The organism is uncultured Roseobacter sp. (assembly GCF_947501835.1).
Taxonomy (GTDB): Bacteria; Pseudomonadota; Alphaproteobacteria; order Rhodobacterales; family Rhodobacteraceae; genus Roseobacter.
In genome coordinates this window covers 25,656-39,247 of the sequence record NZ_CANMXR010000008.1, presented here as the reverse complement: position 1 = coordinate 39,247, position 13,592 = coordinate 25,656, and the positions used below count along the sequence as shown (strand labels likewise).

The 13,592-nt window shown below is 59.6% G+C and carries 14 protein-coding genes; 3 read left to right on the top strand and 11 right to left on the bottom strand.

The genetic code is table 11. The features are described 5' to 3' along the window. Window positions 1-85: 85 nt before the first annotated feature. The gene (locus Q1A20_RS16620) at window positions 86-541 is read left to right on the top strand and encodes a DUF4174 domain-containing protein (RefSeq protein WP_298972046.1); all 456 of its coding nucleotides are present in this window, start codon (window positions 86-88) and stop codon (window positions 539-541) included. A 39-nt stretch (window positions 542-580) separates the two neighbouring features. Here Q1A20_RS16620 and Q1A20_RS16615 read toward each other — a convergent pair whose 3' ends face one another. From Q1A20_RS16615 to Q1A20_RS16580, 8 genes are all read right to left on the bottom strand, one after another. Continuing rightward, complete coding sequence (locus tag Q1A20_RS16615; protein WP_299917715.1) at window positions 581-2,581, bottom strand: acetyl/propionyl/methylcrotonyl-CoA carboxylase subunit alpha; 2,001 nt, start codon at window positions 2,579-2,581, stop codon at window positions 581-583. 143 nt (window positions 2,582-2,724) lie between these two features. Continuing rightward, window positions 2,725-2,928, bottom strand: coding sequence for a hypothetical protein (locus Q1A20_RS16610; RefSeq protein ID WP_299406399.1), 204 nt, complete (start codon window positions 2,926-2,928; stop codon window positions 2,725-2,727). A gap of 298 nt (window positions 2,929-3,226) precedes the next feature. Next, complete coding sequence (locus Q1A20_RS16605) at window positions 3,227-3,574, bottom strand: hypothetical protein (protein WP_299406401.1); 348 nt, start codon at window positions 3,572-3,574, stop codon at window positions 3,227-3,229. Between the two features lie 66 nt (window positions 3,575-3,640). Further along, complete coding sequence (locus Q1A20_RS16600) at window positions 3,641-3,784, bottom strand: hypothetical protein (protein ID WP_298972035.1); 144 nt, start codon at window positions 3,782-3,784, stop codon at window positions 3,641-3,643. Window positions 3,785-3,998: 214 nt separating this feature from the next. Then, a complete protein-coding gene (locus Q1A20_RS16595; RefSeq protein WP_298972033.1) occupies window positions 3,999-4,382 on the bottom strand; it encodes a DUF6497 family protein in 384 nt (127 codons plus the stop codon). Continuing rightward, window positions 4,379-4,777 carry a cupin domain-containing protein gene (locus Q1A20_RS16590; RefSeq protein WP_299917711.1) on the bottom strand — a complete coding sequence of 133 codons (399 nt, stop codon included), beginning with the start codon at window positions 4,775-4,777 and terminating at the stop codon, window positions 4,379-4,381. Before Q1A20_RS16590 ends, Q1A20_RS16595 begins: the two co-directional genes overlap by 4 nt. Then, window positions 4,774-5,172 (bottom strand): RidA family protein, encoded by a 399-nt coding sequence (locus Q1A20_RS16585; protein WP_299406409.1) that lies wholly within the window; start codon window positions 5,170-5,172, stop codon window positions 4,774-4,776. Before Q1A20_RS16585 ends, Q1A20_RS16590 begins: the two co-directional genes overlap by 4 nt. A gap of 12 nt (window positions 5,173-5,184) precedes the next feature. Then, window positions 5,185-6,717: an acyl-CoA carboxylase subunit beta gene (locus tag Q1A20_RS16580; RefSeq protein ID WP_298972024.1), complete on the bottom strand. Its 1,533-nt coding sequence runs from the start codon at window positions 6,715-6,717 to the stop codon at window positions 5,185-5,187. A gap of 181 nt (window positions 6,718-6,898) precedes the next feature. On the opposite strand from Q1A20_RS16580, the gene Q1A20_RS16575 reads away from it, so the two are divergent. Together Q1A20_RS16575 and Q1A20_RS16570 are read left to right on the top strand one after the other, a co-directional pair. After that, window positions 6,899-8,128 carry a multidrug effflux MFS transporter gene (locus Q1A20_RS16575; protein WP_298972022.1) on the top strand — a complete coding sequence of 410 codons (1,230 nt, stop codon included), beginning with the start codon at window positions 6,899-6,901 and terminating at the stop codon, window positions 8,126-8,128. 113 nt (window positions 8,129-8,241) lie between these two features. Continuing rightward, a complete protein-coding gene (locus Q1A20_RS16570; RefSeq protein ID WP_299406411.1) occupies window positions 8,242-9,642 on the top strand; it encodes a short-chain fatty acyl-CoA regulator family protein in 1,401 nt (466 codons plus the stop codon). Here Q1A20_RS16570 and Q1A20_RS16565 read toward each other — a convergent pair. The 3 genes from Q1A20_RS16565 to betB form a co-directional block, all read right to left on the bottom strand. Continuing rightward, window positions 9,639-10,292, bottom strand: coding sequence for a thermonuclease family protein (locus tag Q1A20_RS16565; protein WP_299406414.1), 654 nt, complete (start codon window positions 10,290-10,292; stop codon window positions 9,639-9,641). The genes Q1A20_RS16570 and Q1A20_RS16565 overlap by 4 nt on opposite strands. Window positions 10,293-10,369: 77 nt before the next feature. After that, complete coding sequence (gene betA, locus Q1A20_RS16560; protein ID WP_299406416.1) at window positions 10,370-12,028, bottom strand: choline dehydrogenase; 1,659 nt, start codon at window positions 12,026-12,028, stop codon at window positions 10,370-10,372. 86 nt (window positions 12,029-12,114) lie between these two features. Further along, the gene (gene betB / locus Q1A20_RS16555) at window positions 12,115-13,572 is read right to left on the bottom strand and encodes a betaine-aldehyde dehydrogenase (protein WP_299406418.1); all 1,458 of its coding nucleotides are present in this window, start codon (window positions 13,570-13,572) and stop codon (window positions 12,115-12,117) included. Between the last annotated feature and the right edge of the window lie 20 nt (window positions 13,573-13,592).

Sequence of the window (13,592 nt, the reverse complement as noted above, 5' to 3'; positions counted from 1 at the left end):
TGCCGCAGATTTAATGGTAAATTTGCGTGTATTACCCATCGCATATCCTGCACGCAGCCCTATATTGGTCGTAACAGGAGATACGATGAAACCGATATTACCCCTTGTTTTAGCGTGCTTTTTTGCGACCGGTACGGCAGCGCAAACAGCCGAGGCAGAGCCCCCGAAAACACTGTTTACGACGATGGAAGAGGTGGATTTGAACCAATTTAAGTGGAAAAATCGCCCCATCGTTGTTTTTTCCGACAGTGAAAACAACCCTGCCTTCATCGAACAGATGCGATTGCTGGAGGAGCGTCCCGGTGAATTGCTGGAACGCGACGTGGTTGTGATCACCGATACCGACCCTGACGCGCAATCCGATTTGCGGCGCAGATTGCGCCCGCGTGAATTCATGCTTGTCATTCTTGGCAAGGACGGTGAGGTCAAACTGCGCAAACCCTTCCCCTGGGACGTACGCGAAATCACCCGCAGCATCGACAAGATGCCAATGCGCCAACGCGAAATCCGCGAACAGAAAGAACGCGCCATCACGCGCTGATTCTGCCTTGGGGTGTCGCGTTTACGCCTGATCATCGGATCATTCGAACTCCATGATGACATCGTCCACGGCCAGGCTATCGCCCGCAGCAGCGTTGATCTTGGACACAACGCCCTTGCGCTCGGCGCGCAGGATGTTCTCCATCTTCATCGCCTCAATTGTGCAGAGCGCCTGCCCGTCCTGCACCTCGTCGCCCACGGCCACGTCCAGTTTCACAACCAGTCCAGGCATCGGACAGAGCAGCATTTTCGAGGTATCGGGCGGAAGTTTTTCCGGCATTTTACGCGCCAGTTCCGCCTGAAGCGGCGTGCGCACATGCACTTTCAGGTCCGCCCCGCGCGTTCTGATGCGAAACCCGCCGCTGACCTTTCCCACTTTCAAAACCAACGGCGCATCGGCCACCGTCATCTCCGCCAATTGGTCGCCCGGTGTCCAGGCGCCGCTGACGCGCAATTCCGGGCCATCCTCGAACCGTACGGTGGAACCCTCCTGATCCGCATCGATGCAGACATCATAGGATTGCCCTTGCAGGCGTACATTCCAATCGCTGCCGACTTTGCGTTCGTGGTTGTCCATACGGCCCGACACCCGCGCGCGGCGAATTTCAGCAACCCGGTGCATCGCCGCACAGGCCGCCGCAATCCGGTGCAGCTCACTTTCCGCCAGGGTCACGCCCTCGAACCCGTCGGGGTATTCTTCAGCGATAAAGGCCGTTGTCATGTCGCCCGAGACAAATTTGGGGTGATCCATGACCGCCGAAAGGAATGGCAGATTGTGCCCGATCCCCTCCACTTCAAAGCTGTCCAGCGCCACCCGCATCCGTTCAATCGCTTCGCCCCGCGTCGGCGCCCAGGTGCACAGCTTGGCGATCATCGGGTCGTAATACATGCTGATCTCGCCGCCCTCGTAGACGCCGGTGTCATTGCGCACCACATGGCTGGCCTCGGCGACCTCGGCGGGGGGGCGGTACCGGGTCAGGCGGCCGATGGAGGGCAGGAACCCACGGTATGGGTCTTCGGCATAGAGCCGGTTTTCAATCGCCCAGCCGTTCAGTTTCACGTCTGATTGTTTGAGTGTCAGCGCCTCACCATTGGCAACGCGGATCATCTGTTCCACCAGATCAACACCGGTGATCAACTCCGTGACTGGATGCTCCACTTGTAGCCGCGTGTTCATTTCGAGGAAGTAGAAATTCTTGTCGCCATCGACGATGAATTCGACCGTACCGGCAGAGGTGTAGCCCACGGCCTGGGCCAGCGAGACCGCCTGTTCGCCCATTGCCTTGCGAGTCGCCTCATCCAGAAACGGGCTCGGCGCTTCTTCGACCACCTTCTGGTTGCGGCGCTGGATTGAACACTCACGCTCCCCCAGATAGATCCCGTTGCCATGCGCATCACACAGCACCTGGATTTCAATGTGTCGCGGCTGGGTGACGAATTTCTCGATGAAAATCCGGTCGTCGCCAAAAGAATTCGCCGCCTCATTCTTGGAGGACTGGAAGCCTTCGCGCGCTTCCGCGTCGTTCCAGGCAATCCGCATGCCCTTGCCGCCACCGCCCGCGGAGGCCTTGAGCATCACCGGATATCCGATTTCATTGGAAATCTTCACGGCTTCATCCGCGTCCTCGATCAGCCCCATATATCCCGGTACCGTGCTGACACCCGCCTCCCGCGCGATTTTCTTGGAGGTAATCTTGTCCCCCATCTTTTCGATCGCACCTTTGGGCGGGCCGACAAAGGCGACATCAGCATCGGCCAGGGCTTCGGCGAACTTCGCGTTCTCAGACAGAAACCCATACCCGGGGTGGACGGCCTCGGCCTCTGAGGACTTGATCGCCGCCATGACGTTATCAATCACGATGTAGGACTGGTTGGCTGGTGGTGGCCCGATGTGGACGGCCTCATCTGCCATTTGCACATGCAGCGCCTGTTTGTCGGCGTCCGAATAGATCGCAACGGTTTTAATTCCCATCTTCCGGGCAGTCTTGATGACACGGCAGGCGATTTCGCCCCGGTTGGCGACCAGGATCTTGTTAAACATGGGATGTCCTTTTGACTTTCAGGGAATCTGATTGGGTTCCAAAACAAAACCCCCGCAACAGCCATCGCTGTGCGGGAGGTTTGTAGATATATCCGGGAGGATGCACCATCTGGGCACAAGGCGCCCATGTGCTTTGGGCGCGGTTAGCAATCCGCGAGATCAGTTTGGCAGGCAAGCACGTTTGCCCCTGCCCCGAGGGCCGCGCCGCTGAGCACGCTGCCGCCGGTAAGCACAGATGCGCCCGCGCCGACGGCTGCGCCGCCGACCGCTTGCTGACCCAATGTCGCGCCGCATGCAGCAAGGCTTGCACAGGCTCCCAGAATAAGAAGTAACTTTTTGACAGGCATGATCTACGTCCTTTCAGGTTCACCGCTGACACCTGAAGAACGTGGGTTGATCCGGTTTGTTCCGAAGCCCTCCGCCAGGCCAAGAAAAAGGCGGGCAGTTTAGGCGTATAACCGCCGTACTGCCCGCCAGGGGAAGGGGTACGAATAGTGTATGCAGACACACTGCGGGGATATTCGCGAGTGCCTACCCGAGCACCATTACTCGCAGGGGTTGAACTATCTACCCTTTTAAACCCGCATCGGCGTGAATGAGCCATCTGCCGCCGGTTTGGCGCTGCCACAAGCAAAAAAGCGCCGATCATGGTTCAAATGCCTCAGGAAAGGACTGCCGCGCGACACGTTCGTCGATCCTCAAAATGGCTTCATAATCAGCAGGATCAAAGGGATCGGTCGCTGGTACCACCTCCCGCCCGAACAACCAGGACAAACGGCCGGCGTCCAGATTGCCGCGCTCAAAGGGTTCAGCGCCAAAATGCTCCCACAGGGCTTTGAAAAAGGCGGCATCCGCCCGGCGATCCGCAGGTTTGCGGTCCTTGAAGCGGGCACGCTCCGTCAGCGGCGTCACGCCACGCGGGTTAAATCTGCGCAGGGTGAAATGGTAGTCTGTGCCCGGCAAGCGGCCCGGGAAACCGCGGTGTTTCAACATGATAGCCCCCTTTGCAGCGGGCGGCCATCTGTCAGGGCAGGCCCGGAAGCCCGCCCTGTAACAGGTCTAGTTGTACTTGCCAGTGTAGGTCGGCTCGGTCGAGATCGGCTCAGGGTCGACCACAACGAATTCTTCTTGCTGCTCGTTTGCGCAAGCGGCCACCAGGGCAACAAAGCCCAGTGTCGCCAGCAATTTGATGCTCTTTGACATCTGTATCTCCTGTCACAATTTCCGCCCGCCAGAAGCATCTGGCCTGAACGGATCTCTGTTTTTTGTGTGAGCCCGCCGAGCGGCGATCCCGCGCGAAGCATAGGCGCCCGCGCTGCGAATGGAAACGCGCGCGGCGCCAATCCGCCGTTCTGTGACGCCAATGCCGCAGGGCCTGTGCGCCAGTCGCTTGGCCGAAAAAAATGATGAACCGGCATTAAAATCCCTCCCAGACGCAGGCGCCGGAGGTGACACGGAAAAGATCGATGAATTGCGTGGCGTCGGGATTGGTGACCCCGAATTCAACAGGCCGGTCCAGCAAGGTCACCGCCACGATCTCCGGGCTGAGATTGAATTCCGCCAGGTAGGGCAAAGCTACCTGCACGCAGAGATGCTCTAGATCTGGTTCGGCCTGTGCAAAATCGACGGTACCTGTGTCACGTGCGATTTCCGGTGCCAGAAAACGGAACCGCAGCCATGTTTCAGCGCCGACTTCGTCGATCAATACCTCATAAAGCTCGATTGGCTGGCCGGACGGCACCTCCAGCACGGGCAATGCGACCATATGCGTGGCAAATGCGATGGTGGCCAGCAGGCTCATGGCGCGGCCTCGTCATGGGTGTCAAAACCGGCGGGCGAAATTACCTCCAGCAATTCCAGATCATCGGAATGGCGCACTTCACGATGCTTGATCCCCGGGGGTTGCAGCACACAGGATCCCGCACGCAGAATGTGCTCGCCCGTGCCTTCATACTCAAAGACCACCCAGCCGCGGGTGACATAGACCATTTGGAAATCCAGATCATGGCTGTGCCAGGCAGCAGGGCTTTCCATGCCCAGCACGGCGCGGATGACATGCGCCCCATAGGCGCCTTTGGTCGCCGCGTTTATCCCCAGATCACGGTATTCAAAGAAGGGTCGCAGCCCTGCGCCTTCGAACTTACCCTCATCCGCATGGGCAATTGTGAATGCCTGATTTTTCCAGAGCCGGGTCATTCCGCATCCCTTCGTCTGGCCAGACAATCGATCTCAACCAACGCCCCTACCGCCAATGCCGTCACGCCAATGGTCGTGCGGGCTGGCAGGCGATCCGCCGGGAAGTAGCTTTTGTAGGTGCTGTTGAACATATCATAGTCCCGCTCGAATTCGGTCAGATAGCACCGACACTGCACCACATCGCTCAGATCAAGTGCCACGCCTGCGAGCACCGTTATCAGGTTTTCCATGACTTGCCGCGTCTGCGCCTCGATCCCATCCACCAACGGCGCGTCCGGCGCCCCCGGCACCGTGGGCATCTGCCCGGTCAGCATCACCCAGCCGCCCGCCTCCACCGCATGCGAAAAAGGCGCAACATGCGTCGGGGCATCGTCAATGTTGTGAAAAACGGGCATTACCGGCGTCGCCTAAAGCGGGATGTTGTTGTGTTTCTTCCACGGCATCTGCGCCTGCTTGTTACGCAGGGAGGCAAAGGCACGGGCGATCCGTTTGCGGGTGGTGCGCGGCATGATCACCTCGTCGACGAACCCACGTTCTGCCGCCACAAAGGGATTGGCGAACCGATCTTCGTAATCCGCGGTGTGTTTGGCGATCTTGTCGGCATCGCCCAGATCGGCACGGTGGATGATTTCGGTGGCCCCCTTAGCCCCCATCACCGCCACCTCGGCCGTGGGCCAGGCATAGTTGAAATCAGCGCGCAGGTGTTTGGATGACATCACCACATAAGCCCCGCCATAGGCCTTGCGCGTGATCACCGTGACCATCGGCACCGTCGCCTCACCATAGGCAAAGAGCAGTTTCGCCCCGTGCTTAATAACACCGCCATATTCCTGGCTGGTACCAGGCAGGAACCCAGGCACGTCGATCAGCGTCAGCAGCGGAATCTCGAAAGCATCGCAGAAGCGCACAAACCGCGCCGCCTTGCGCGAGCTGTCAATGTCCAGACACCCGGCCAAGACCATCGGCTGGTTGGCCACCACACCCACCGTGCGCCCCTCAAGACGGATAAAGCCCGTGATGATGTTCTTGGCAAAATCTTCCTGAATTTCGTAGAAGTCGCCCTCATCCGCCAGCTTGAGGATCAACTCCTTCATGTCATAAGGCGTGTTCGGGTTCTCCGGCACCAAAGTGTCCAGGGAGGATTCCACCCGGTTTGGGTCGTCAAAAAACGGGCGTACGGGCGGCCTTTCACGATTGTTGGCGGGCAGAAAATCCACCAGGCGGCGCACTTCGGCCAGCGCTTCGACATCGTTTTCAAAGGCAGCATCCGCCACGGAGCTTTTACGGGTATGTGTTGTTGCCCCGCCCAGTTCCTCCGCGCTGACCTGTTCGTTGGTCACGGTTTTGACCACATCCGGGCCGGTCACGAACATGTAAGAGCTGTCTTTGACCATGAAGATGAAATCGGTCATTGCCGGGGAATAAACAGCGCCACCGGCGCAGGGGCCCATGATCACGCTGATCTGCGGTACCACGCCCGACGCCGTGATGTTGCGCTGGAACACCTCGCCATATCCGGCGAGCGAATCCACGCCTTCCTGAATGCGGGCCCCGCCTGAATCGTTGATCCCGATCACCGGCGCACCATTTTGCACGGCCATATCCATGATCTTGCAGATCTTGCGCGCGTGGGTTTCAGAGACCGATCCGCCCAGCACGGTGAAATCCTGACTGAACACATAGACCAGACGCCCGTTGATCGTGCCCCATCCAGCGACGACCCCGTCACCCGCAGGTTTTTGCTGTTCCATGTCAAAGTCGGTGCAGCGGTGGGTCACGAACATGTCGAATTCTTCGAAGCTGCCTTCGTCCAGCAGCAGGGTCACGCGTTCCCGGGCCGTAAGCTTGCCACGACCATGTTGGGCATCGATCCGCTTCTGACCGCCCCCCATGCGGGCGGTTTCACGGCGTTCTTCCAGCTGCTGCAGAATATCTTTCATGGTGACCCCATTGGTAATTTTGCGCGACCATATCGTTATGTTGCATCGGATCGAAGGGGAATCTCGCAAATTTGCAAACTCTTTTCAACAAGACAGTCGCAAATTGCAAAACTGCAAAATTGCAGTCAGCGCATACCGGCTATGCGTGGACAACAAGGCGGCAAGCACTTACTTCTCGGGGATGCAAAACCCTCCGGTCATTCGATTTCTGGATCGCACGACACCCCCACATATCGTGACGCTCATTCTGCTTGCTGGCATGTCGGCGATGGTCATGAACATGTTCTTGCCCAGTCTGCCCAATATGACCGAGTATTTCCAGGCCGACTACGGATTGATGCAGCTCTCTGTTGGCCTCTATCTCGGGGTCAGCGCGGGGCTGCAAATCCTGATTGGACCAATTTCGGACAAATACGGGCGGCGCCCAATTGTTCTATGGGGATTGGTCATCTTTTTGGTCGCGACAGTGGGCTGCATCTTTGCACCCACAGCAGAGATTTTCCTGGCGTTCCGGGTCTGTCAGGCGGTCGTGGCGAGCGCCATGGTGCTGAGCCGCGCCGCAGTCCGCGATATGTTTGATCAGGATCAGGCGGCTTCGATGATCGGATATGTCACCATGGGCATGGCGGTCGTCCCGATGATCAGCCCGATGCTGGGGGGTGTGCTGGACGAGCTTTTTGGCTGGCACGCGAATTTCTGGGCGCTTTTCGTGCTCGGCGCAATGACCCTCTGGCTGGCCTGGGCCGACCAGGGTGAAACCGCGCGCAAAAGCGGCAAGACATTGCCGCAGCAATTCGCCGAATACCCCGCCCTCCTCGTTTCACCGCGGTTTTGGGGCTACTCGCTGGCGGCCGGGTTCTGTTCTGGCGCGTTTTTTGCCTATCTCGGCGGGGGTCCGTTCGTCGGATCCGTTGTCTTCGGCATGTCCCCCTTCTGGGTTGGCATCTACTTTGGCGCACCGGCACTAGGCTATTTTTTTGGTAACATGGCCACGGGCATGCTGGCGCAACGCGTCGGCATCAACAAGCTGGTGCTCATCGGCAGCCTGATCAACGCCAGCGGCGTGCTGCTGTCGCTGCTGATTTTTGTCGCAGGTCACGGATCCGCGTTCAGTTTCTTTGGCCTGATGACATTCGTCGGGTTGGGCAATGGCCTTGTGATCCCGAATGCAACGGCTGGCATGCTCTCGGTGCGCCCGCATCTGGCGGGCTCTGCATCGGGACTTGGGGGCGCGATCATGATTGGCGGTGGCGCCGCGCTCAGCGTGCTGGCAGGCGCCTCGCTCAGCGAAGCGACGGGCGCCTTTCCGCTGCTTTATATCATGCTGGCGACCTCCACTGCCGCCGTGGTCTCGATTTTGATGGTCTACCGGCGCGAACGTCGGATTGCCTTGCAAAACCCCACCATCTGACAGGAACGTTAGGACCGCGTTAACCAAGACCCGGCACCTTGCCCCAGCGGGTTTGCAAAGATAGCGTTTGCGAATCTGCAAAGTTGCAAAGCAACCTGGAAAGGGCGCGGGGGATGGCCACACAAAAACTCTATGCCGGGGCGAAACTGCGCGAATTGCGTACCCGGTTGGGGCATACCCAAAAGGATTTCGCGGCCAAGCTTGGCGTGTCCCTGCCCTATCTCAACCAGATGGAGAACAACAACCGCCCGGTTTCGACAACGGTTGTGCTGGCGCTGGCGCAGGAATTCGGGCTCGACGTGACTGAATTGAGCGCGGGTGACAGTGAGCGTCTGGTCAGCGATATGCGCGAGGCCATGGCCGATCCGCTCTTTGCCGACGCGCTGCCCCCCATCGCCGATCTGCGATTGGCGGCCTCAAACGCACCGGCCTTTGCCCATGCCTTTCTGGAACTGCATCGCAGCTACCGGCAAATGCAGGAGCGCCTCGCATCCCTGGACGAAGCACTTGGCCGAGAAGACGCGCGTGCAACCCCCAGCCCGTGGGAGGAAGTGCGTGATTTCTTTCACTACTGCGACAACTACATCGACGCGGTGGATCGTGCGGCGGAACACTTTGCCAATAAGGAAGGCGGCCACCGCAACATCCGGGTCGCCGCAGTTTCCGCACTAGGCAACAGTGGTGTGACAGTGGATTTTGCGGATACTGACAAATTGCGAAGGCTGGATCCTGACACGAAGACCCTCACCCTGTCCCGCCGCGCACCGCCGGAAAGCCAGACCTTTCAATTGCTGTTGCAAGTCGCACTGGTCAAGCAGGAGGCCCTGTTGGAGGCAACGCTTGATCTGGCGCGGTTTCACACCGCCGAAGCGCGCGCCATTGCCAAGATTGGCCTCGCCAATTACTTCGCCGGGGCCGCCCTCATGCCCTACGGCGCCTTTCAACAAGAGGCCCGCGCCTGCCGACATGACGTAGAAGCCCTGGCAGGACACTTCGGCGCGTCAATCGAACAAGTTGCGCACCGGCTTTCGACCCTGCAACGCCCCGGCGCAAAGGGCATCCCGTTTTTCTTTGTGCGCGTTGATCAGGCCGGAACCATCACCAAACGCCATTCTGCCACCCGCCTGCAATTTGCCCGTTTCGGGGGCGCATGCCCTTTGTGGAATGTGCACCGCGCCTTTGAATTGCCCGGGCGTTTCCTGCGTCAACTGGCGGAAACACCCGATGGGGTGCGTTACATCAATCTGGCGCGTGACGTCTCAAAACCCGCTGGCCGTTTCGGGGCTCCAGTGCGGCGTTACGCGATTGCACTGGGGTGCGAAGTGCGGCATGCGCGCGATCTGATTTACGCCGATGGCATGGACCTGGGCCGCGATGGGGCATTTGAGCCGATTGGCATTTCATGTCGCATTTGCGAGCGAGCCAATTGCCACCAACGGGCGGTCCCGCCTTTGGAGCGCAAGCTGCGTGTCGATCCAAACCTACGGGACGTCCTGCCCTATCAGGTGGATTAGCGCCTGGCCGCGCGCCAACCTGCGGATTGCGCGTCTGATATGGTGCAAAACCAGCGTTCGCCTGTTTCAGGACGTATCCCCGTGCGCTCATAATATAGCTGACCGGGCACATGGAAAATGCGGGTGCCCTTCCTGGAAATATTGCCCTTGATCTTGCAATTGCGATCGGGTGGGATCCGCCCCACCGCACGGGTCTGGCGAAACTGCGACGGATCTTGCACGCGGCTCGCGTGCAGGCCAACGTCGCGCACCGCAGCTCCTTTTTCGGCAAAGACATAGCGGTCCGAATACGTGCGATAAGCGAAAGCCAAACCAGCGCTCACAATGACCTCACCCAGATCCTGCCCCCGGACCTCGCACTGTGCAACGATGCGGCCATAGCGGTCCGTGTCCACTGCGACGCAGTGCGCCCGTCTGCCAGCAAAAAGTGTGGTGACCTGATCAGTGACCCAGGCGCCACAGGCCCAGGATTGTCCCTGCTCCGTGGTGCACATCTGATCCGCCTCTGGCGCGTCGATGCCGAAGAGCCTGACACGCGCCCCACCCACATCAAGGGTATCGCCATCAATCACACGCACCGTTCCGGACAAGCCGGGGGCTGCAAACGAACCATTGGGCAGGGCAAGTGCTGCCGCCCATAAACAAAACATGAATACTCGCATGCCCGCGATATGGCCTGATCCATCGGGCCACACAAGCAGAATTGTTAACCAAGGTTACCAAGAGGTTAACGTTGCGAGGTCGCCCAGGCCGGATGCACCCAGGGCACATCATTGGACCGCGCCAACGGATCGCGCCCCAGCAAATGATCAGAGACCTTTTCGCCAACCATGATCGACGGCGCGTTCAGGTTGCCATTAGTGATGCGCGGGAAAATACTGCTGTCGGCGACGCGTAACCCGTCAACACCAATCACCCGCGCCTCCGGATCGACCACGGCATCGGGATCATCCGCGCGGCCCATGCGGCAGGTGCCACAGGGGTGATAGGCGCTCTCCGCATGTTCTTTGATGAAGGCGTCGAGCTCATCATCCGTCTGCACCGCCTGGCCCGGTTGGATCTCGTTTTTGACAAAGGGCTTGAAAGCATCCTGCGCGAAAATCTCGCGGGTCAGGCGGATGCAGCGCCTGAAATCGACCCAATCTTCCTCCGTGGACATGTAGTTGAAGAAGATTTTCGGCGCCGCGGCCGGATCATTCGATGCCAGCGAAACGGCCCCCCGCGAGGGCGACCGCATCGGCCCCACATGCGCCTGAAATCCGTGACCTTCCGCCGCCACCTTGCCGTCATAGCGCACCGCAATGGGCAGGAAATGGTATTGAATGTCCGGATAGGGCACACCCGGTTGCGAGCGAATGAAAGCGGTGCTTTCAAACTGGTTCGACGCCCCCATACCGGTTTTGGTAAAGAGCCATTGCGCCCCGATCATCGCCTTGGAGATCGGGTTCCAGTGCTTGTAAAGCGTGATCGGCTGGCTGGCCGCCATCTGCAGGTAAAGCTCCAGATGGTCCTGCAGGTTCTGCCCGACGCCTGGGCGATTTGCGGCAATCGCGATCCCATGTTCCGCCAGATGCGCTGCGGGTCCGATGCCTGACAACATCAGCAGTTTGGGCGAGTTGATGGAAGAGGCCGCCAGAACCACCTCGCGGCGCGCCGTGATGATCTCCACACGACCGCCCCGACGGATTTCTACGCCAGTGGCACGGCCCTCTTCAATCACGATGCGCTGCGCCAACCCGTTGATCAGCTCGCAGTTTTCGCGTTTCAGCGCTGGGCGCAGATAGGCGTTGGCCGCGGACCACCGCCGACCTTCCCAGACCGTCTGCTCCATCGGTCCGAAACCCTCTTGCTTCTCGCCATTGTAGTCGTCGGTCGCCTCATACCCAGCCTGACGCCCGGCATTCACGAAAGCCTGGTAAAGCGGGTTCTTGCGCGGGCCCCGGCTGACATGCAGCGGGCCATCCGTCCCGCGCCACGCAGGATCACCACCATGGCCACCATCATGCCAGCTCTCCATGCGCTTGTAATAGGGCAGCACATCCGCATAGGCCCAGCCGTCGGCGCCCTGCTCCGCCCAATGGTCAAAATCCATCGCATGGCCACGCACATAGACCATGCCGTTGATGCTGGACGATCCCCCGATCACCTTGCCGCGCGGACAGGCCAGACGGCGGTTGTTCAAATGCGGTTCGGGCTCCGATGAAAACCCCCAATCATACCGCTTCATGTTCATCGGATAGGACAGCGCCGCTGGCATCTGGATGAATGGCCCCACATCGGTGCCGCCATGCTCAATGACGATCACGGAGGATCCGGCCTCCGCCAACCGGTACGCGACGGCGCACCCCGCGCTTCCCGCGCCCACAATTACAAAATCCGCTTGCATAACTCGTCTCACTTCTCCGGAATGCGCCGCGCGGCACGCGCGTAAATCATGGCGTGCGCGTCAGCGCTCCTTTGGATCACATCTGTTCAGAAGGGGGCTTCCAGATCGCCCATGCGCACGTAAACCGATTTCAGCTGGCTATAGTAGGCAATTGCGGCCTTGGAGTTTTCCCGCCCAACGCCCGAGGCTTTTGATCCGCCAAAGGGGGCCTCTACCGGGGCGTCGTTGTAGGTGTTGATATAGCATGTGCCTGCCTCAAACCCCGCGGCCACACGATGCGCCCGTGCCAGATCCCGGGTGAAAACACCCGCCGCCAGACCAAACTCCGTATCATTTGCACGGGCCATCACCTCCGCCTCATCCGTGAAGTCGAGCACCGCCATCACCGGACCAAAGATTTCCTCGCGGGCGATGATCATCTCATCCCGCACATCCGCAAAAACCGTGGGCTGCAGATAAAAACCGTCGCGGTCCAGGCGTTCACCGCCATAGACCAACCGCGCGCCTTCGGATTTCCCCTTTTCGATGTAGTCCAACACGATGTTCATCTGCCGCTCGGACACCATCGGGCCAAAGCTGGTCTCGGGCTGCATCGGATCGCCGATCACGGCCTTGTCCAGCCGGGCACTCAAGCGCTCCAGAAACGCCTCCTTGATATCCGCATGCACAAAGACGCGCGTCCCGTTCGAGCAGACCTGACCGGAGGAATAGAAGTTCCCCAGGATCGCGCCGCTGACCGCATTTTCGATATCTGCATCTTCGAAAACGATCATCGGGGATTTACCCCCCAACTCCATCGTCACATGCTTGATGCCTTGCGCCGCTGCTGCATAGACCTTGCGCCCAGTGGGCACTGAACCCGTCAGAGATACCTTGTCGACCCGTGCGTCTGTGACCAGAGCGCTGCCAACCTCACCTAGCCCCTGCAGCACATTATAAACGCCCGCGGGCAGTCCGGCTTCATGCAGGATCTCTGCAACTTTCAGCGCGCAGAGCGGCGTCGTCTCGGAGGGTTTGAAGATCATCGTGTTGCCGCAGGCCAGCGCTGGCGCACCCTTCCAACACGCAATCTGTGTCGGATAGTTCCACGCGCCGATGCCCACACAAAGGCCCAAGGGTTCGCGGCGGGTGTAGACCCAATCTTCGCCCAGTTGAATATGCTCCCCCGTGAGCGTAGCTGCCATACCGCCAAAGTATTCAAGCGCATCGGCCCCGCTGGTGGCATCCGCCACACTGGTTTCCTGATAGGGCTTGCCGGTATCGTAGGTTTCGAGCACCGAAAGATCATGGTTGCGCGAGCGCATCATATCCGCCGCGCGCCGCAGAATACGACCCCGTTCCGTGCCGGTCATCGCGGCCCAAGCGGCCTGCGCGGTCTGCGCACTTTCGATGGCGCGCTCAATCAGCGCGGGCGTCGCCGCATGCACGGTCGCGATTTTCTCGCCCGTTGCCGGGTAGATCACATCGATCGGCGTACCGGCAGTGTCTTCGACATACTCACCATCGATGAAATGGCTTGCGGTGGGTTGGGTGGGATAGGTCATGCGCGCCTCCGGCGACAAAT